Source organism: Pseudomonas sp. F9001, assembly GCF_013385435.1.
Classification (GTDB): Bacteria; Pseudomonadota; Gammaproteobacteria; order Pseudomonadales; family Pseudomonadaceae; genus Aquipseudomonas.
This window is the reverse complement of sequence record NZ_JACAPX010000009.1, coordinates 94,394-111,180: the sequence shown is the minus strand read 5'-3', so window position 1 is coordinate 111,180 and position 16,787 is coordinate 94,394. Positions and strand designations below refer to the sequence as shown.

Below are 16,787 nucleotides of genomic sequence, written 5' to 3'. Positions count from 1 at the left end.
CGCCACACACTCACTGTATTTCCTGAGGGCTCATCCCATGGCATGGCTACTGCTCGGCTTGGCCGGCATCCTTGAAATCGCCTTCGCGTTCGCGATGAAGGCCTCGGACGGTTTCACCCGATTCACCCCCGGATTGCTCACCGTCGTGACCGGCGTTTCCAGCGTGATCCTGCTGTCGATGGCACTGCGCACCCTGCCGGTGGGCAGCGCCTACGCGGTCTGGACTGGAATCGGCGCAGCGGGCACCGCGATCCTCGGCATGGCATTGCTGGGCGATTCCACCGCGCCATTGCGGGTTTTGTGCATCGTGCTGATCCTGGCCGGCGTGATCGGCCTGAAACTGGTCTCCGCCAACTAGTGCTGCCTGCGAGCGGGTATTTCTCGGAGATGGCCTTTTAACATTCCCACCCACTCTTTATCATCCGCCCCCAGCAACTCCGGCCATGGAGACGCTCCATTCACTAAGGAAGTCGTAATGCACATTGGAAAAATGCTGGGGTTGGCCCTGATCACGTTGTCGATGGGCGGCTGCGCCAGCTTCACGAAAGACGAAGTGGCACCCGTCACGCTGCCATCGAAGGCCAGCTACGCCAACAAACCGAACGTCTACGTAGACTTCAAGTTCTACCAGGGCGAGCCGACAAATGCCGCCGCGGCCGAAGTCCCACAAGCGCGTGACATGCTCAAGCCACAGCTGCAGAAAGTCCTGACTGACTCCGGCCTGTTTGGTCGCGTGACCCTGGATGAATTCCAGAAGCAGCCAGGCGATTACAGCCTGCGCCTGAAGGTCTACAACCATCCACCGGGTGGCGGCCAACTGGTATTGGCCTTTATCAGCGGCTTTACCTTCACCATCATTCCGGCGCTGGGGACTGATCAGTACACCATGAAGCTGGAATCGGTGGACGCACAAGGCCAGGCACTGAGCACCGGCACCAACCACGACTCGATCAATACCTGGATGGGCATCTGGTTCATCCCGTTGATGGCCAACACGCCGAAAGACGCGGTGACCGATACCTTCACCCGCCAGGTCAATGCCCTGCTCAAGCAAATGGTCGACGGTAATAACCTGAAGTATTCGGCGCTGGATGCCGGCGTGCCACGAGCGTGACACGTAACTGAACGTTTGAAACAGCTGCGAGGGCAGGGTGGCCGATCCTCGCAGCCCAGGCCTTACTTAAGCGCCTTGATGAACAACGGGTCGCTGTACAGCGACTTGAGCAAATCCCGCACCATCGGGTTGTAGGCGTTGGCGGCATTCGGGATCGCAATGAACCCGAAGAACGAACTGGGCCAGGTGTGATTCACTTCCTTGGTCGCGTCGTACACCACGTCATTGCCCTTGAGCAGGGTAAACCGCGCGGCCAGGGTGCCGTTGCCGGAGCCCATGCCTGCCGACAGCGAATTCTTCACCACCAGCACTTGCAGATGACGTTCTGCTTGCGGGTTCAGCAGGCCTGCCAGTTGCAGTTCCTGGGTGATTGCAGCCTGGATATGCGCCGGGATGCTGCCACTGGGCGAGCGGATCGGGTTGGCACGTACAGACAACGAGCCTTCGCCCGATGCGGCCGTCACCTGGGCATTGCTGACGGGTTGCAGCGGCGCTGCTTGCTTGAGGACCTGGACGTTATCGAAGTTCGGCTCGTATTGCGTCATGGTGACGCCGCAGCCTTGCAACAGCAGTGCGAGCAATGGGGTCAACAGTAGAAGCTTTTTCACGGCGTTTCCTTGCGTGAGTGTGGGAGAGCGCCGCGATTATCGTCAGGCAATGGGCCATCGGCAACCAATAGTGGCAAAATGCCTGAGTGGCAGCGCTGTTACTTGGTTCGGTTTCAGGTCGGAAAATTCATCGAGAAGGCAATTTGCTGGCCCCTTTGTAACAAAATTCTCGCCAAAATCACTTTTATTTTCAGGTGGTTAGGCGGGATGCAAATGCGCAATGTTGGAATCATGCTGATCGCCTGTTCCCTGGCGGGTGGGGCGGTTTCGGTTGAGGCACGGGAGCTGCGGGACAACGACAAGTACATGTGCAGTTGGGGGGCTGGCACCGCCGCCCGGGCCCAGGAATTGAAGCTGTCGGGCGTCTCGCTGTACGCCGCGCGGCAGAAGCTGAAGACCTACCAGTTCAAGAAACCCTGGATGCACATGATGGCCATGGGCATCACCGAACAGACCTACGACAGCCGTTCGCGGGTCAAGCCCGAGGTGATTCGCCAGAGTTTTTATCAGGACTGTTTGCGCTACAAGCTGGCGCGTAAATAACCCTTATTTATCCAGCAGCAATTGGAGCCTTGAGAACGACTGGTCGTAGTTGGGCTCCCACGGAAAGCGCCCTTGTTTGTCCGGCCAGACCATTTGCAACGCAGGGAAATCAGCTTTGATCGAGGCGTAGAACCAGCCGGCATAACCGAGGTACTCGCGGTAGTGCCTGCGGTCTACAGGAATGAAGGCGATGCGCATGCCTTCGGCAATATCGTCATAGGGCTTGTAGGTTTCATAGGCGGCTTTTGCACCGGCAAAGCGGATCGCGGCGATGTTCAGCAACTGCTGGGCAATCTGCGGGGGCAGCCCGAATACGATGATTTCCGGTTGGCCGAAGTTGGCGTAGAACCCCAGGGAGTAGGCGAACGAAGGCTCACCGTCTTCAGCCCGCACATGCACATGGTGCCAGCCGATCTTCTTGATATCCGCCAACACCTTCTCGTCATATTCCGAATCTGCCTTGGGCAACTGGAATCCCGGAAGCGGGGCCTTGGCTGAAGTGTTCATCGAGAACAATGAGGCGGCGAAGAGGGCGACGGCGCGAATGATGTTCATCAGAGTCCTTTCTGCGGGATCAGGGGTTGAAAGCGCGATGAGGCTAGCAGTGTTGGGTTCGCTCGGCAAAGTGACCGATGCACCGCCCAGTACAAAATCTGCGTAAGCCTGTCCAACTTCGCCCCGGAGCCCGTCCGCATACTGGCCCCAGGTAATCGAAGAGGCACATGCCATGACCCGCTACGTCATCACCCCCAACGAAACCCCGTCCCTTGCCATCCACGGCGACGACGCCCGCTTCCCGCTGCGCCGGGTGTTCTGTGTCGGGCGCAACTACAGCGAACATGCCCGCGAAATGGGCCACGACCCCGACCGCGAGCCGCCGTTCTTTTTCATGAAGCCAGCTGATGCCGTGGTGCCCGCCGAGGGCGTGATCGCCTATCCGCCGCTGACCGCCGATCTGCACCATGAAGTCGAGTTGGTGGTGGCCATCGGCAAGGGCGGGGTGGACATTGCCCCGGAAGATGCCCTCGCGCATATCTGGGGTTACGGCCTGGGCATCGACCTGACTCGCCGCGACCTCCAGGCCCAGGCGAAAAAGGCTTCGCGGCCATGGGAGTGGGCCAAGGCCTTCGATGAGTCGGCACCCTGCACGGCGTTGCAGCCGGTGAGTGCCGTCGGCCACCCGGGCACTGGGCGAATCTGGCTCAAGGTGAATGGCGAGCAACGTCAAGTGGGCGATCTGGCAGACCAGATCTGGTCGGTCAGTGAGGTGATCAGCCACGCGTCCAAATCCGTGGCGCTGAAAGCCGGCGACTTGATCTTTACCGGCACCCCGGCGGGCGTCGGCGCCTTGCAACCGGGCGATGTGGTGACCGCCGGCATCGACGGCCTGGCCGAGCTGAGCTTCACCCTCGGCCAGGGTTGACGCTACAGTGGTGCCCAGGCCCCCCGAGAAACGCGTATGCCCGGCACCCGCATCACCACCTATGGCATGGAACAACGCAGCGACCGCTCCGACTTCTACATCCGCGACAAGCGGGGCAGGGCGGCGCTGACCAGTCCCCATCGCCACGAATATTTCCAGATCCAGATCAACCTGGGTGGCGACACCGTGCAGCACATCGGCGGTGCGGTGCGCCCGTTCCCGAAAAAGGCCCTGGCCTTTATCCTGCCCCATCGCCTGCACGTGATTCCCCATCCCGACGACGGCGACTTCATGCTGATCAATTTCAGCCAGGGTTTTTTCCTGCCGCAACTGACCTGCGACCCGCTGGACCTGGAAGACATCCCCATCGGCCAGGCGCCGGAGCTGTCGCCGTTCCGCTTCCAGGAGCAGTTGGACTTCATCCTCGACGACGCGGCCTTCGAAGAAGTCAAAACCTGGCTGGAACACATGCGTAGCCTGGACGCCCACCGCAGCTTCGGCGCCCGGGAGCGGCTCAAGGGTTACCTGTTCCAGTTGATCGGGCTGGTGTGCCAACAGTACGCCGAACCGCTCCAGGCGTTCGCCGCCAACAACGCCACCCGGCGTGGGCGCAAGGATGCCCTGGCCCGGGTGCAAGGCTACATCCGCGAGCATTTGCACGAGCCGTCGCTGAACCTGACGGATGCCGCGGCGGCGGCGTTCCTGTCGCCCAACTACCTGACCCACCTGTTGCGCAAGGAAACCGGCAAACCCTTCTCCCAGTTGGTGCTCGACCGGCGCATGCAACTGGCGCGCACGCTGCTGCTCAACAGCCCGCAGATGATCGGCGCGATTGCGCACCGTTGCGGGTTTACCGACGAGGCGTATTTTTCCCGGTGTTTCCGCAAGGCCCACGGGCTGGCGCCGGGGCAGTTCAGGCGGCGTGAGCAGGATTAACGCGCAATCCGGCTGACTGTTTTACAAATCCACCACAACCGATGTGTTTCAATTTACATACAATTGAGCGTCTCATCGGGAGGCGGTGCACATGGGTTCGGTTATACGGTTGGCAACTCCGGGCGATATCAATGCCATTTTCGACATTCGCACCGCCGTGGTGCAGAACCACTTAAGCCGCGAGCAGATGGCTGAGCTGGGCATTACCCCGCAAGTCGTCGCCGACAGCATGCGCGAGGCGCCTTGCGTATGGCTTGCCGAACTGGACGGCAGGCCTGTCGCGTTTGCAATGGTTGATCTTGCCGAAGGCGAGGTGTTCGCCCTGTTTGTATTGCCGTCTCACGAGAACCTTGGGTTGGGCCGCCAATTGATGGCAGTGGCCGAGGCCGCGCTGTTCGAGCACCACGACACGCTCTTCCTGATCACGGATGGGCGGGATCAGATCCGTGCCAACGGTTTTTACCAGCGGCTTGGCTGGGCAGTGGTCGACACGGCCGAGGGCGACGATGTTCGCTATCAGAAACACAAGGTGCAATGAGTGTATGAGTGAGCTGGAACCCCCTCAATCCAACGCCTTGCGCTATTTTGGCGTCGGCGTTCTATGTGTCGCGGTGTTGTTGGGGACTTATTTCGTTCGGCTCAATGCCCAGGTCGACCGGCAGCGGGAAGAGGCGGCGGAGCGCCTGGCGTTATGCCGTCAGGCAGCCAGTGTTTCGCGCGCCACGCCCCAGGACGAACTTGTGTTGGTGGATCCGTGCAAACACCTGTATCAGCACTATTTGAAGAAGCCCACGCACTTTTAATCAATAACCTTATTTTTATCGCGGAATTAAACAGCGAAGTTTGTTTAACGATGCGCTGTTATTGCACCAAAAAGTGGCATTTCCAATAATCGGATCCATTAAAAAAGTGTGGTTATTGAATGACTTAGCGCTGTTTTAATCCGACGAAAGGTTGAAAATTATCTTGTTACAAGTTTTCCCGCTGGGTAATATAGCCGGGCGTTCACCTCCCACGGTTTATGCATTTTTAAATCCCAAGTTTCCATCAGCTACTTGGGATTTTTTTTGCCCGCGATTTGAGCGTTGTATCAATCCTCTACGTCGGCAAACTCTGCGCGCATCCGCCCATTGCGCTTGGCCTGGTACAGCAATTTGTCGACGGCTTCGACAAAGGCCAGCGCCGCGCCGCCCGGCGTTACCGTGCAAGTGCCTACGCCCAGGCTCAGTGTCAGCAGGTCCGACACCGCCGAGTGCTCATGCGCGATCTGCTGCTGGCGGATCAAGTGCAGGCAGCGTTCGGCCACGCGCCGTGCCGACTCGGCATCGGTTTCCGGCAACAACCACACAAATTCCTCGCCGCCGATGCGCGCAATGAAGTCCCGTGGCCGGTTGGCCGCCTGCGACAGCGTGCGTGCCACCTGGCGCAGGCATTCGTCGCCCTTGATATGCCCGTAGAGGTCGTTGTACTGCTTGAAATAGTCGATATCCAACAGGATCAACGACAGCGGCAATTGGCTGCGCTGGGCGCTGGTCCATTCCCGCGCCAGCACGGTGTCGAACATGCGCCGGTTGGCGATGCCGGTGAGGCCGTCCTGGAACGAATACTCCTCCAGCTGCTTCTGCAGGCGAATCAGGTGTTCTTCGGTCTTCTTGCGCTCGCTGATGTCGAACATGAAGCCGATCAGCGCCTGCACCTCGCCGTCCTTGCGCTCCACGTGCACCACGTCGCGAATCCACACGTACTCACCGCTGGCGGTCAGCGCCCGGTAATCGGCTTCGTGGTCGACCCCGGCCCGGGACTGGGAGACGCAGAAGTTGACCACATACTCGCGGTCGTCCGGGTGCATGCGTTCCACCCAGTCATCGACGGTGGCCCAGCTCTGCGGCGTCCAGCCCAGCAGCGCCTCGATCTGCGGGCCGATGTAGCTGAAAGTCATGGTTGCCCAGTCGATACGCCAGGGGATGGCCTTGGTCGATTCCAGCAACGTCTTGTACACAGCACTGTCGGGTTCGATCAAAGGTTCGATGCTCATGCGGAGTGCTCTCGGTGTCGGAAAAAAACCAGAGCATCTTGCCATCATCGCCAGGAAGCAAGCCCTTCGCGCGGCATCGGATAAGAGGGTGTCGGTGTGGTTTTTTTGGCGTCAGCCGGCCAGCGGTTTTAGCCGAAATGCGCACCAAGTATCACTTTTGCATTAATTCCCGGGCAGTTTGAAAAAGCTCATCTACCCTAGACGGATCACGTCCTCCGAGCCCCGTACAGGGAAGGGTGCCCGCATGATTTCGATCGCCGAGTTTCGCCACATCATGGAGTCCGGCTTCCTGCCCCTCGCCTGTGACTGCTCATTGAACAGCGACGGTTCGCTGCGCATCAACATCTTCGACCCGGCCTCCGGGCGCGTCGACCTGCTGCTGCCCCGTGTGTCGCCCCAGGGTCTGGACAGCATCCGTTCCATCTCAAACCTGATTGGCGAACTGCGCACCGAGATCAAGGCCGGGCGCAGGGGTTTTGCAGCGGTCAGTTAGCGGATCAGGAGATCGCTTGTGCCGTCGGGGTAGTCACTACCCCGTAACCGCGCCAGCAGCAATGCTCGCGGTGCCCCGGCAGGAACACGCAGCCGCCAAGGTTCATGAGCAGGACGGCGGCAACCAGCAGTGAAATTCGACGAGACATGGTGATTTCCTCAAGGTGATGGACGTCGCCAACCAACAGAACGCGCCTGTCGATTACCAACGGTTAACCCTTGAACGCGGCCACATGGATAATTCCGTCGCGGCCTTTCAACAATTTCATCAACTCCCCGCAAACCCTGGGCAATACTGGCCCTGCCTGCCGTCCTGAGCGGTCGCGATAAAAAGTTCTTTTTGTTGCGACGGATTTTCGGACACCTGCCGTTCAACCCTACAACTGCGATCACTGGCGATCGCCGATGAAGGAGTTGTCATGAGACTTGCACGACCGCTGGCCAAATTACGTTATGCCTTGTTGATCCCGCTGGCACTGGCCGCCCTGGTCAGCACGCCGACCTTTGCCCAGACCGAAGTGATCATCCGCGAAGCGCCACCGCCGATGCGCGTCGAGGCCGTTCCCGTCGAACGCCCTGGCTATGTATGGGATCGCGGGCACTGGCGCTACGAAGGGCGCGGTTATGCCTGGGTACCGGGCCACTGGCAGCCGGTGATGCGCAACGCCCGTTGGGAACCTGGCCACTGGGAATCGCGCGGCCCCAACTGGTACTGGAGAGAAGGGCACTGGATCCGCTGAGCATTCCGTCAACCTGACCCTTAGCCACCGGACCGAGACTTGCCCTATTGAAAGACACTGATCCGGACGTTGAGCTGTTGGCCCGCATCGGTAACAACGAACCGGCGGCCATCAACGAAATGGTGACGCGCAAACTGCCGCGTTTGCTCGCGCTCGCCAGTCGGATCCTCGGGGATGCCGACGAGGCCAGGGACGTGGCCCAGGAAAGTTTCCTGCGTATCTGGCGCCAGGCTGCAAGCTGGCGCAGTGGCGAAGCGCGTTTCGACACCTGGCTGCACCGCGTGGCACTCAACCTGTGCCACGACCATTTGCGTCGGCGCAAGGAGCGCCCGCTGCACGATGAGGAGGCGATGAGCGAGGTGGTCGACACAGCGCCTGCGCCCGATGAACAGCTGGAAGCGGCCGCCCGCAGTGAGCGCATGGCGGCGGCGTTGGCGTCGCTGCCTGATCGCCAGCGTGAAGCGATTGTGTTGCAGTATTACCAAGAGCTGTCGAATATCGACGCCGCGGCGCTGATGAACATCAGCGTCGAGGCACTGGAGAGCTTGCTGTCACGGGCCCGGCGCAACCTGCGCAGTTACCTTGACGACACACCCGGGCCCGCCCGCCCAGGAAGGGGAAAACCATGACGCCTGAACGATTTGCCCAATTGGCCGAGGCTTACGGCGGCCACTTGCACCGTTGGCCGCGCGCCGAACAGGCCGAGGCCCAGGCCCTGCTGGACGCAGGCGATGCCAGCCTCCTTGAGGTGCTGCATCAGGCGCGATGGCTCGACGGCCAGCTGGACGGCTATCAACTGGCACCCGTCGACCCGGCGCTGGCGCGGCAGATTCGCCAATCGTTTCCCCAGCGCCAGTCCTTCTGGGCGCGCTACGCCGGCTGGCTGTCGCCGGCCGGTTTTGTTGGCGTGGGCATCGCCGGGGTCGCCGCCGGAATCCTGGTGGCGTCGTTGAGCGTGCCGTTGCCCATGCTTGGCCCTGAAGTACTGCCGAGTGTCTTCGACCAGGGCGACGCCGAAGTCGTCTTCACCGTCAACGCCGAGGAAAGCGAGCAATGACCCCGTCACCCAAGTACCTGAAGCCGCTGCTGGTTGTGTCGGTGTTGTTCAACGTGTTTTTGATCGGCGGTGTCGGCGGTGGCTTGTACCATTGGTTGGCGAACACCAAGCCCGCCGAGGCGGTGGTTAACCAGCATGGCCTGCGCCAGGCGATGGTCAAGCTGCCGCCGGAACGGCGCAAGGAACTGCGCCAGTTGTTGCGCCAGAACCGCGCCGACAGCCAGCCGCTGGTGCTGGCCGGGCGTGAGGCGCGGCTGGACGTGATCAAGCAACTGGAGGCGCCGACTCTCGACCGTGAGGCGTTGGTGACGGATCTGGGCAAGGCCCGGGAGGCGGACATGGCGCTCAGGGCGCTGGTGGACAACACCCTGGCGCAGTTCGCCAGCACCTTGCCCCGGGATGAGCGGCAGCGGTTGGTGGAGGCGTTGTATATGAAGGGGCAGGCGAAGGGCAAGGTCGCCAAGAGCCACTGAAGATCGTTCCCACGCTCTGCGTGGGAATGCCGCCCCGGACGCTCTGCGTCCAGTTGGCGATGCAAGGTTCAAGTCTTGCGCAGTGGTGACGCGGAGCGTCACGGTATGCGTTCCCACGCAGAGCGTGGGAACGAGCATTAATCACCGAGACGGGCGACGGATTTCCCGGCTGGCGGCGTTTAACCCGGGTAGGCCCGCCACTCAGGCGAAGGCCAGTCTCATTGGGGAACCGTGCCATGTCCCGCCTATTCAAAGCTACGCTGGCCGCCACGTTGATGGCGGCTGCGTTATCCGGTTGTATTGTCGAGCCTGTTCATCCGCGGCGCCCGCCGCCTTTGGTCGAGGTGGTGCCGGTGGCGCCGGCGCCAGGGTATCAGTGGGTGCGGGGGCACTATCGCTGGGGGAACGGGCAGTGGTTATGGGTGCCGGGGCATTGGCGGTACTGATCCACCACACGTTCAACTGCGACACCGAAACCCTGTGGGTGCTGGCTTGCCTGCGATGGCATCACCGCGGTCTTACTGACAGACCGAGGTGCCTGCATCGCGGGCAAGCCCGGCTCCCACAGGTGATAGGGGCTCTGTCAGGACTTTCCTGAACGTCTCCACCAACGGCCGCAAGTTGATCCGATGCCACGCCGCCCACAGCGGCGTGGTGTAGGTCAGCCACGGCAGTTCTCGCAGCACAACGCCCGGCGGTGCATTGCGGCTCAAGCCCTTTTGCACCATCGCGACACCTAGCCCCGACGCCACCAACCCCAACGCGGTAAACGGCTCGCTGGCTTCCATCGGAATCTGCGGGGTAAACCCTGCCCGAATGCACGCCGCAACAAAGTCATCCGCCGGGTTTGCACCCGCTTTGCGCTGCACGCCAATCCATTGCTGCTCGGCCAGATGCTCAGGCAGCAACTCGCTGACGCTGGCCAGCGGATGCTGCTCGGGCAGCGCCAGCAGCATCGGATCGTCCAGCACTTGCAATGCCATCAGGTCCGGGTCATCCGCCGCCGGTGGTTCACCCACCAGAGCGATATCCAGGCTGCGTTGGCGCAGGCCTTCCAGTTGCTCGATGGAGGGCAGGTTGTACAGGGCGATATGCACGTTGGGCCGCGCGTCACGCAGTACCTTCAGGGCGTTGGGCAGCACCCCCGCGTGCATGGCGTTTTCGATGTAGCCGATGCACAGTCCGCCTTCTTCGCCTTTACCCAATCGCCGGCCCAATGACTCCAGGCGGTTGGCGTGGGTCAGCAGCGCCTTGGTTTCGGCGAGGAACGTCTGGCCGTCGCGGGTCAGGCGGATGCGCTGTTGGCTGCGCTCGAACAGGGTCAGGCCCAGGCGCTCTTCCAATTGGGCAATCTGCCGGCTCAGGGGCGATTGGGAGATGTGCAACCGTTCGGCAGCACGCCCCACGTGTTCTTCTTCAGCGACTACAACGAAGTAGCGCAATTGGCGGAAGTCGATCATGTCAGACCTTAAGGGACTCAAGTTGGTCGCAGTATGTCTTGGACGGTCCGATCTCTGCAATCTACGATCTGCTCAACGGTCAACACAGCGACCTTGAACAATCTTGAGGATTTACCCCATGAGCTTGAAAGACAAACTGCCCGGCGTGCTGGGTTTTGGCACCGCCCCCTTGGGCAACATGTTCCGTGCGATTCCTGAAGAGGAGGCGCAAGCCACCGTTGAAGCAGCCTGGAACCAGGGCGTGCGTTACTTCGACACCGCACCGTTCTACGGCTCGGGCCTCTCGGAAATCCGCCTGGGCCAGGCCCTGTCCAAGTACAACCGTGACGACTATGTGCTCAGCACCAAGGTCGGCCGGGTGATCCTGGATGAAGTGGAAGAAAGCGCCCGCGACCTCGGCGAGAAAAGCGGCGTGTTTGAACATGGCCGGCCGAACAAGATGGTCAACGACTACAGCGCCGATGCCACCCTGCGCTCCATCGAAGACAGCCTCAACCGCCTGCAAACCGACCGCCTCGACATCGTGTGGATTCACGACATCGCCCAGGATTTCTACGGCGATCAATGGCTGGACTACTTCAATCAGGCGCGCACCGGTGCTTTCAAAGTACTGACCCGCCTGCGTGAAGAAGGCGTGATCAAGGCCTGGGGCCTGGGCGTCAATCGGGTCGAGCCTTGCGAGTTGACCCTGGACCTGGCCGAAGCCCAGCCCGACGGTTTCCTGCTTGCCGGTCGCTACACCTTGCTCGACCATGAACGCGCCTTGCAGCGCTTGATGGAGGCAGCCCAGGCGCAGAACGTCGAGATCGTGGTCGGTGGCCCTTACAGCTCCGGGATCCTGGCGGGCGGCGCACATTTTGAGTACCAGAAAGCCAGCCCGGCGATCATCAGCAAGGTCGAGCAGATCAAGGCGATTGCCGCGGCCCATGGCGTGAGTGTGAAAGCCGCTGCACTGCAATTCTCCCTGGCTCACCCGGCAGTGGCCGCAGTGATTCCGGGTGCCAGTCGTCCGGGGCGCATTGCTGAAGACGTCGCGGCGTTGTCAGAGAAGATTCCCGCAGCCTTTTGGCAGGCCCTGCGCGAGGCACGATTGATTTCGGCCCGTGCACCGCTGCCGCTCTAACCACAGGAACGCGAACATGAAAATTGATATCAGTGGCAAAGTCGCAATCGTCAGTGGCAGCACCGCCGGCATAGGCCTGGGCATCAGCCAGGCGCTGGCGCAATCCGGCGCTACGGTGGTGGTGATCGGGCGTGAATCGGGCAAGGTCGACGAGGCGCTGGCGACCATTCGCCAGGCCGTGCCCGGCGCGGATCTGCGTGGGCTGGTGGCGGACCTCGGTACGGCCGAGGGCGCTGAAAAGCTGTTCGCCGCCGAGCCGCGCGCCGACATCCTGGTGAACAACCTCGGGATCTTCAACGACGTCGATTTCTTCGACGCCCCCGACAGCGAGTGGACGCGTTTCTACGAGGTCAACGTGATCTCCGGTGTGCGTTTGTCGCGGCATTACACGCCGGGCATGGTCGAGCAGGGCTGGGGCCGGGTGATCTTTGTGTCGTCGGAATCCGGGGTGGCAACGCCGGCTGACATGATCAATTACGGCGTGACCAAAAGCGCCAACCTGGCGGTGTCCCATGGCTTGGCCAAACGCCTGGCGGGCACCGGGGTGACGGTCAATGCGATCCTGCCGGGGCCGACCTTTACCGATGGCCTGGAGCACATGCTCAAGGACGCCGTGGCCAAGTCCGGGCGCAGTGCGCGGGACGAGGCGGATGTGTTTGTGCGCAATGCGCGGCCGACGTCGATCATCCAGCGCGCAGCGAATGTGGATGAAGTGGCGAATCTGGTGGCGTACATTGCTTCACCGTTGTCCTCTGCCACCACCGGTGCCGCGTTGCGGGTCGACGGCGGTGTTGTCGACAGCATGGCGATCTGATTTTTCTTGAATGGTTTGGAGTGTTAATCGTGGCAAAAGCATCTGCTGTTATTGAAATCCCGGTTTCGGCCGAACAGGTTTGGCAATTGGTCGGCGGCTTCAATTCGCTGCCGGACTGGCTGCCCTTTATCGTCAAGAGCGAGCCGAGTGAAGGCGGGCGCGTGCGTCATCTGCAAACGGCGGATGGCGGGGTGGTGGTGGAACGGTTGCAACGCTTTGATGATGCAGCGCGTACCTACAGTTATTCGATCAGCGAGTCGCCGTTTCCGGTGAGTGAGTATCTGGCGACGTTGAAGGTTGAGGCGCTGGGTGACAGCTCCGCGAAGGTGACCTGGTCGGGCGTGTTTACTCCGGTGGCCGGTGTGACGGATGCGGCGGTGGAGGAGTTGTTTACCGGTGTCTACAGCGGTGGGCTGGATGCGTTGCGGGGTAATTTTCCGGGCTGAATGAAGATCAAATGTGGGAGCGGGCTTGCTCGCGAATGCGGTGGATCAGTGCCAGATGGGTTGACTGACACTCCGCATTCGCGAGCAAGCCCGCTCCCACATTGGTTTTGTGGTGTTCTTCAGGCTCAGGCTCAGGCTCAGGCTTCGGGCATCAGTTGTTGGCGGCATTCGAGGATCAGCTTCGCGCCGCCTCGTTCGCTGCTGCCGACTTCCAGCTTGAAACCGTGCAGGTTGATGATCGCGGCCACAATCGACAGCCCCAAGCCAAACCCGCCTTGTTGCTGATTGCCTTCGTCCACCCGGTAAAACCGCTGGAACACTGCCGCACGTTCAGCTGCGGGAATCCCGGGGCCGGAGTCGAGGACTTCAATGCGGGTGCTGCCGGCATCGTTCACGCCGCGCAAAATCACTTCGCCGCCCGGCGGGGTGAACTTGATCGAGTTGCTCAGCAGGTTGGCCAGGGCTTCGAACAGCAGCGCGCGGTCACCGGTGATCCAGGGCAATGAGTCCGGCACTTGCAGTAGCAGTTCCATCTCGCCTTCTTCTGCCAGGGGCAGGTAGAAGTCGTGGAGTTCCTGCAGCAAGGGCAGGGGATCAAGCACCAGGAAGCCCGAGCGGCGCTGATGGTCTTCCAGTTCGGAAATCCGCAGCAGGCCGCGAAAACGCGCCATCAAGGTGTCGGTCTCGGCGATGGCCGCGTCCAGTTGCAGGGCGTGGGGCGCGTCTTCATCAGCCTGTTGCTGGATTCGGTACAGCTGCGCCCGCAGGCGTGTGAGCGGGGTGCGCAAGTCGTGGGCGATGTTGTCGCACACGCCCTTGACCTCGTTCATCAGCTTCTCGATACGGTCGAGCATCGCGTTGACGATGGCCGCCAGCATGTCCAGTTCGTCGCGTCGGTCGGACAATGGCAAACGGTGGGTCAGGTCGCCGGCCACGATGGCTTCGGCACTCGCCTGGATCCCGCGAATCCGCCGCAACGGGCGCCGCCTGAGCAGGTGCCAGCCGGCCGCGCCGGGAATGATCGTCAGGGTGATCCCCCACAGCAAGGCGTGCAGGATGATCCGCGTCACGCCGAACAGCGAGCCGTTGGCCCGCACCAGGATCAGCCAGCGGCCGTCTTCGGTGTGGGTGGCTACGGCGTCGCAGCTGTCGCGCGGCAGTTTCGGGTCGTCGGAGTCGATGCAGTTGGCCAGGGCGTGGATGTGTCCGTCCATTGGCAGGTCGGGCGGTATCACGCGGATCGGGCCGCTGATGGGGTTGAACTGATTATCGAACAGGCCGTAGGCGTCAACGCCCTTCATGTCGAAGGTCATGCTGGTGGTCAGGGCTTCCACCAGCTCTTCGCCGTCAAACCGCTGGAACAGGTGCTGGCGCTGCATCAGGGAGTGGCGTGAGAGGTCGCCCAGGTAACCGGACACCTCGTAGTACAGCACGCCCATGAGGATGCAGCTCCAGGCCACGAACAACGAACTGTAGAGCGCCAGCAGCCGGCTGCTGGAAGAGCGCCAGCCTTTAGAGGGGTTCAGCAATGACATACCCGGAACCTCGTACCGTGCGGATCAGCGGCGTGAGGCCCGGCGGGTCGATTTTTTTGCGCAGGCGACCGATGTGCACGTCGATCAGGTTGGTGCCCGGGTCGAAGTGATAACCCCAGACTTCCTCGAAGATCATCATCCGCGAGAGGATTTGCCCGGTGTTGCGCATCAGGAATTCCAGCAGTTTGTATTCGGTCGGCAACAGGCTCAGGGGCTGTTCGGCACGGCTGGCTTCACGGCTGATCAGGTTCAGTTCCAGATCCGCCACGCGCAACGCAGTTTCGAACTCCTTGACCGTGCTTTTGCGCCGCAGCAGCACTTCGACGCGGGCGGCCATTTCGTCGGAGGCGAACGGTTTGGTCAGGTAGTCATCACCACCGGCCCGCAGGCCACGTACCCGTTCATCCACATCGGAGAGGGCGCTGATCATCAGGATCGGCGTGGATACGCCGATGGTGCGCAGGGTGGTGACGATGGCCAGGCCATCCAGTTCCGGGAGCATGCGGTCGAGGGTGATCAGGTCGTAATCACCGCTGACGGCACGGACCAGGCCTTCGCGGCCATTGTCTACCCAGTCTACGTCCAGTCCATGGCTACTCAGCTCGGCAACGATCTCGCGGGCCGTTACGGCGTCGTCCTCGATGGTCAAAATGCGGGTCATAAGGATTACCTGGTGAGCGATTCACACTGAAGTGCGGGCATTTTGCCAAGAAATGATAGCCCGCTTCCTAAATAAAAATTTATGTAGGCACAAACGACACAATTCACCATAACCCGCTGAATCTGAACGAACGCTGTGTGTGTAGGATTTTTTGCATGCCATGGGGGGCGTACGGGTTATTTCCTACGAGGAATGCAATACGCCCGCCGCTCCGGGCCATTTCTTGCAAGTTGCATGGTTCAAATTAGTTCAACTTAATTAAGTTGTTGAAATATATGAAGTTTTAATTTTCGAGCTTCTGGCACGTCGCCTGCACTGTCCCTTTTGAGACTTGTAACACTATTTTTCATGCCTGGAGCAAAACAACAATGATTACATCCTCATCCACGCTGCAAGAGTCGAGCACGCTCTCCGGGGTTTCCTGGGGCGCGATCTTTGCCGGGGCCGCTGCCGCGGCTGCGCTGTCCTTGATTCTGGTACTGCTGGGCTTCGGCCTGGGCTTTTCGGCGGTGTCGCCGTGGGCCGACAGTGGCATCAGCGCCAAAGGGCTTGGCATTTCTACCATTGTCTGGCTGGCGGTTACGCAAATCATCGCGTCGGGGATGGGCGGTTACATCGCCGGTCGCCTGCGGGTGAAATGGGCCAATATGCACGGCGATGAGGTGTACTTTCGCGACACCGCCCATGGCTTCCTGGCCTGGGCCGTGGCGACACTGGTGACGGCGGTGCTGATCGTCGGTTCGGTCAGCAGTGTGGTCAGCGGTGGTGTGAAGGCCGGTGCCAGTGTGGCCTCGGGTGCCGTCAGTGGCATGAGCCAGGTGGCTGGCGCTGCCTCCAAGGGCGAAGACTTTGGCTACTACGTCGACAGCCTGTTCCGTGATGATCGCCCGGCCGCCGTCAGTGATGACGCGGTGCATGGTGTGGTCGCTCGCATCTTCGCTCGTACCGTGAGCAACAATGGTCAGCTGGCACCTGAAGACCGTGCGTACCTTGCACAGTTGATCAGCCAGCGGACCAACCTCAGCCAGGCCGATGCCGAGGCGCGTGTTGACCAGGTCTATGGCCAGGCTCAAAAAGCCCTGGATGACGCCAAGTTGAAAGCCAAGCAGGCTGCCGACACGGCTGCAAAAGTGGCTGCCTACACGTCGCTGTGGACCTTCGTGGCGCTGTTGATCGGTGCGTTTTTTGCCAGCCTCGCTGCAACCTTTGGTGGTCGTCGCCGGGATGCCGTGGTGTATCTGGAAACCACTCCCCACACCACTTCCGTTCGTTAATTCAAGGAGAACGTCATGCGCTCATTACTGCTGTTTTTCCTCGGTGTGCCTAT

The 16,787-nt window shown here is 61.0% G+C and carries 24 protein-coding genes; 17 read left to right on the top strand and 7 right to left on the bottom strand.

Annotated elements, in window-relative coordinates:
• Window positions 1–37 precede the first annotated feature (37 nt).
• Complete coding sequence (locus HX818_RS07670) at window positions 38–358, top strand: multidrug efflux SMR transporter (protein ID WP_087693029.1); 321 nt, start codon at window positions 38–40, stop codon at window positions 356–358.
• A 117-nt stretch (window positions 359–475) separates the two neighbouring features.
• Window positions 476–1,114: a hypothetical protein gene (locus HX818_RS07665; RefSeq protein WP_134326911.1), complete on the top strand. Its 639-nt coding sequence runs from the start codon at window positions 476–478 to the stop codon at window positions 1,112–1,114.
• 62 nt (window positions 1,115–1,176) lie between these two features.
• On the opposite strand, the gene HX818_RS07660 is transcribed toward HX818_RS07665, so the two are convergent.
• Window positions 1,177–1,722, bottom strand: a complete 546-nt coding sequence (locus HX818_RS07660; protein WP_003219695.1) for a hypothetical protein — start codon at window positions 1,720–1,722, stop codon at window positions 1,177–1,179.
• A 213-nt stretch (window positions 1,723–1,935) separates the two neighbouring features.
• Between HX818_RS07660 and HX818_RS07655 the strand changes: the two genes are divergently transcribed.
• The gene (locus HX818_RS07655) at window positions 1,936–2,265 is read left to right on the top strand and encodes a hypothetical protein (RefSeq protein ID WP_023658946.1); all 330 of its coding nucleotides are present in this window, start codon (window positions 1,936–1,938) and stop codon (window positions 2,263–2,265) included.
• A 3-nt stretch (window positions 2,266–2,268) separates the two neighbouring features.
• Here HX818_RS07655 and HX818_RS07650 read toward each other — a convergent pair whose 3' ends face one another.
• Window positions 2,269–2,820, bottom strand: a complete 552-nt coding sequence (locus HX818_RS07650; RefSeq protein WP_003219697.1) for a DUF4262 domain-containing protein — start codon at window positions 2,818–2,820, stop codon at window positions 2,269–2,271.
• 172 nt (window positions 2,821–2,992) lie between these two features.
• On the opposite strand from HX818_RS07650, the gene HX818_RS07645 reads away from it, so the two are divergent.
• The 4 genes from HX818_RS07645 to HX818_RS07630 all read left to right on the top strand — a co-directional run bounded on the left by HX818_RS07645 (window position 2,993) and on the right by HX818_RS07630 (window position 5,427).
• Window positions 2,993–3,688 carry a fumarylacetoacetate hydrolase family protein gene (locus HX818_RS07645; protein WP_177019753.1) on the top strand — a complete coding sequence of 232 codons (696 nt, stop codon included), beginning with the start codon at window positions 2,993–2,995 and terminating at the stop codon, window positions 3,686–3,688.
• A gap of 36 nt (window positions 3,689–3,724) precedes the next feature.
• Window positions 3,725–4,624, top strand: a complete 900-nt coding sequence (locus HX818_RS07640; RefSeq protein ID WP_087693025.1) for an AraC family transcriptional regulator — start codon at window positions 3,725–3,727, stop codon at window positions 4,622–4,624.
• 91 nt (window positions 4,625–4,715) lie between these two features.
• Window positions 4,716–5,162, top strand: coding sequence for a GNAT family N-acetyltransferase (locus tag HX818_RS07635; RefSeq protein WP_003219700.1), 447 nt, complete (start codon window positions 4,716–4,718; stop codon window positions 5,160–5,162).
• Window positions 5,163–5,166: 4 nt separating this feature from the next.
• Window positions 5,167–5,427, top strand: coding sequence for a hypothetical protein (locus HX818_RS07630; RefSeq protein ID WP_003219703.1), 261 nt, complete (start codon window positions 5,167–5,169; stop codon window positions 5,425–5,427).
• 287 nt (window positions 5,428–5,714) lie between these two features.
• Here the strand turns inward: HX818_RS07630 and HX818_RS07625 are convergent, their stop codons facing one another.
• Complete coding sequence (locus HX818_RS07625; protein WP_177019752.1) at window positions 5,715–6,659, bottom strand: diguanylate cyclase; 945 nt, start codon at window positions 6,657–6,659, stop codon at window positions 5,715–5,717.
• A gap of 244 nt (window positions 6,660–6,903) precedes the next feature.
• Between HX818_RS07625 and HX818_RS07620 the strand changes: the two genes are divergently transcribed.
• On the top strand, window positions 6,904–7,152 hold the full coding sequence (locus tag HX818_RS07620; protein WP_008435982.1) for a DUF1652 domain-containing protein: 249 nt from the start codon (window positions 6,904–6,906) through the stop codon (window positions 7,150–7,152).
• Window positions 7,153–7,156: 4 nt separating this feature from the next.
• Here the strand turns inward: HX818_RS07620 and HX818_RS07615 are convergent, their stop codons facing one another.
• A complete protein-coding gene (locus HX818_RS07615) occupies window positions 7,157–7,300 on the bottom strand; it encodes a hypothetical protein (RefSeq protein ID WP_166742173.1) in 144 nt (47 codons plus the stop codon).
• A gap of 270 nt (window positions 7,301–7,570) precedes the next feature.
• On the opposite strand from HX818_RS07615, the gene HX818_RS07610 reads away from it, so the two are divergent.
• The 5 genes from HX818_RS07610 (at window position 7,571) to HX818_RS07590 (ending at window position 9,867) form a co-directional block, all read left to right on the top strand.
• Window positions 7,571–7,891, top strand: coding sequence for a YXWGXW repeat-containing protein (locus HX818_RS07610; RefSeq protein ID WP_003219711.1), 321 nt, complete (start codon window positions 7,571–7,573; stop codon window positions 7,889–7,891).
• A 47-nt stretch (window positions 7,892–7,938) separates the two neighbouring features.
• Window positions 7,939–8,520 carry an RNA polymerase sigma factor gene (locus HX818_RS07605; RefSeq protein ID WP_134326907.1) on the top strand — a complete coding sequence of 194 codons (582 nt, stop codon included), beginning with the start codon at window positions 7,939–7,941 and terminating at the stop codon, window positions 8,518–8,520.
• Entirely contained in the window at window positions 8,517–8,948 is a 432-nt protein-coding gene (locus tag HX818_RS07600) for a hypothetical protein (RefSeq protein ID WP_003219715.1), read from the top strand. The genes HX818_RS07605 and HX818_RS07600 overlap by 4 nt, the downstream gene beginning before the upstream one ends.
• Window positions 8,945–9,421: a periplasmic heavy metal sensor gene (locus HX818_RS07595; RefSeq protein WP_003219717.1), complete on the top strand. Its 477-nt coding sequence runs from the start codon at window positions 8,945–8,947 to the stop codon at window positions 9,419–9,421. The genes HX818_RS07600 and HX818_RS07595 overlap by 4 nt, the downstream gene beginning before the upstream one ends.
• A gap of 236 nt (window positions 9,422–9,657) precedes the next feature.
• The gene (locus tag HX818_RS07590; protein WP_080673247.1) at window positions 9,658–9,867 is read left to right on the top strand and encodes a YXWGXW repeat-containing protein; all 210 of its coding nucleotides are present in this window, start codon (window positions 9,658–9,660) and stop codon (window positions 9,865–9,867) included.
• A gap of 72 nt (window positions 9,868–9,939) precedes the next feature.
• On the opposite strand, the gene HX818_RS07585 is transcribed toward HX818_RS07590, so the two are convergent.
• Window positions 9,940–10,881, bottom strand: a complete 942-nt coding sequence (locus HX818_RS07585) for a LysR substrate-binding domain-containing protein (RefSeq protein ID WP_177019751.1) — start codon at window positions 10,879–10,881, stop codon at window positions 9,940–9,942.
• Between the two features lie 118 nt (window positions 10,882–10,999).
• On the opposite strand from HX818_RS07585, the gene HX818_RS07580 reads away from it, so the two are divergent.
• The 3 genes from HX818_RS07580 to HX818_RS07570 are packed head-to-tail and all read left to right on the top strand — an operon-like array spanning window position 11,000 to window position 13,264.
• Window positions 11,000–12,004, top strand: coding sequence for an aldo/keto reductase (locus HX818_RS07580; RefSeq protein ID WP_177019750.1), 1,005 nt, complete (start codon window positions 11,000–11,002; stop codon window positions 12,002–12,004).
• 16 nt (window positions 12,005–12,020) lie between these two features.
• Window positions 12,021–12,818, top strand: a complete 798-nt coding sequence (locus HX818_RS07575; RefSeq protein WP_003219722.1) for an SDR family NAD(P)-dependent oxidoreductase — start codon at window positions 12,021–12,023, stop codon at window positions 12,816–12,818.
• Window positions 12,819–12,847: 29 nt separating this feature from the next.
• On the top strand, window positions 12,848–13,264 hold the full coding sequence (locus HX818_RS07570; protein ID WP_087694116.1) for an SRPBCC family protein: 417 nt from the start codon (window positions 12,848–12,850) through the stop codon (window positions 13,262–13,264).
• Between the two features lie 137 nt (window positions 13,265–13,401).
• Here the strand turns inward: HX818_RS07570 and HX818_RS07565 are convergent, their stop codons facing one another.
• Together HX818_RS07565 and HX818_RS07560 are read right to left on the bottom strand one after the other, a co-directional pair.
• Window positions 13,402–14,799, bottom strand: coding sequence for a cell wall metabolism sensor histidine kinase WalK (locus HX818_RS07565; protein WP_008435962.1), 1,398 nt, complete (start codon window positions 14,797–14,799; stop codon window positions 13,402–13,404).
• On the bottom strand, window positions 14,777–15,460 hold the full coding sequence (locus HX818_RS07560; protein WP_003219726.1) for a response regulator transcription factor: 684 nt from the start codon (window positions 15,458–15,460) through the stop codon (window positions 14,777–14,779). Before HX818_RS07560 ends, HX818_RS07565 begins: the two co-directional genes overlap by 23 nt.
• 368 nt (window positions 15,461–15,828) lie before the next feature.
• Between HX818_RS07560 and HX818_RS07555 the strand changes: the two genes are divergently transcribed.
• The gene (locus HX818_RS07555; protein ID WP_003219728.1) at window positions 15,829–16,734 is read left to right on the top strand and encodes a hypothetical protein; all 906 of its coding nucleotides are present in this window, start codon (window positions 15,829–15,831) and stop codon (window positions 16,732–16,734) included.
• Window positions 16,735–16,787 lie beyond the last annotated feature (53 nt).

Bases quoted from the DNA above. Each gene is read 5' to 3' on its own strand.
- HX818_RS07595 (WP_003219717.1), top strand. From the start codon at position 8,945: ATGACCCCGTCACCCAAGTACCTGAAGCCGCTGCTGGTTGTGTCGGTG.
- HX818_RS07585 (WP_177019751.1), bottom strand. From the start codon at position 10,881: ATGATCGACTTCCGCCAATTGCGCTACTTCGTTGTAGTCGCTGAAGAA.
- HX818_RS07615 (WP_166742173.1), bottom strand. From the start codon at position 7,300: ATGTCTCGTCGAATTTCACTGCTGGTTGCCGCCGTCCTGCTCATGAAC.
- HX818_RS07645 (WP_177019753.1), top strand. From the start codon at position 2,993: ATGACCCGCTACGTCATCACCCCCAACGAAACCCCGTCCCTTGCCATC.
- HX818_RS07600 (WP_003219715.1), top strand. From the start codon at position 8,517: ATGACGCCTGAACGATTTGCCCAATTGGCCGAGGCTTACGGCGGCCAC.
- HX818_RS07620 (WP_008435982.1), top strand. From the start codon at position 6,904: ATGATTTCGATCGCCGAGTTTCGCCACATCATGGAGTCCGGCTTCCTG.
- HX818_RS07560 (WP_003219726.1), bottom strand. From the start codon at position 15,460: ATGACCCGCATTTTGACCATCGAGGACGACGCCGTAACGGCCCGCGAG.
- HX818_RS07635 (WP_003219700.1), top strand. From the start codon at position 4,716: ATGGGTTCGGTTATACGGTTGGCAACTCCGGGCGATATCAATGCCATT.
- HX818_RS07565 (WP_008435962.1), bottom strand. From the start codon at position 14,799: ATGTCATTGCTGAACCCCTCTAAAGGCTGGCGCTCTTCCAGCAGCCGG.
- HX818_RS07655 (WP_023658946.1), top strand. From the start codon at position 1,936: ATGCGCAATGTTGGAATCATGCTGATCGCCTGTTCCCTGGCGGGTGGG.
- HX818_RS07640 (WP_087693025.1), top strand. From the start codon at position 3,725: ATGCCCGGCACCCGCATCACCACCTATGGCATGGAACAACGCAGCGAC.
- HX818_RS07590 (WP_080673247.1), top strand. From the start codon at position 9,658: ATGTCCCGCCTATTCAAAGCTACGCTGGCCGCCACGTTGATGGCGGCT.
- HX818_RS07555 (WP_003219728.1), top strand. From the start codon at position 15,829: ATGATTACATCCTCATCCACGCTGCAAGAGTCGAGCACGCTCTCCGGG.
- HX818_RS07610 (WP_003219711.1), top strand. From the start codon at position 7,571: ATGAGACTTGCACGACCGCTGGCCAAATTACGTTATGCCTTGTTGATC.
- HX818_RS07575 (WP_003219722.1), top strand. From the start codon at position 12,021: ATGAAAATTGATATCAGTGGCAAAGTCGCAATCGTCAGTGGCAGCACC.
- HX818_RS07580 (WP_177019750.1), top strand. From the start codon at position 11,000: ATGAGCTTGAAAGACAAACTGCCCGGCGTGCTGGGTTTTGGCACCGCC.
- HX818_RS07670 (WP_087693029.1), top strand. From the start codon at position 38: ATGGCATGGCTACTGCTCGGCTTGGCCGGCATCCTTGAAATCGCCTTC.
- HX818_RS07630 (WP_003219703.1), top strand. From the start codon at position 5,167: ATGAGTGAGCTGGAACCCCCTCAATCCAACGCCTTGCGCTATTTTGGC.
- HX818_RS07625 (WP_177019752.1), bottom strand. From the start codon at position 6,659: ATGAGCATCGAACCTTTGATCGAACCCGACAGTGCTGTGTACAAGACG.
- HX818_RS07665 (WP_134326911.1), top strand. From the start codon at position 476: ATGCACATTGGAAAAATGCTGGGGTTGGCCCTGATCACGTTGTCGATG.
- HX818_RS07650 (WP_003219697.1), bottom strand. From the start codon at position 2,820: ATGAACATCATTCGCGCCGTCGCCCTCTTCGCCGCCTCATTGTTCTCG.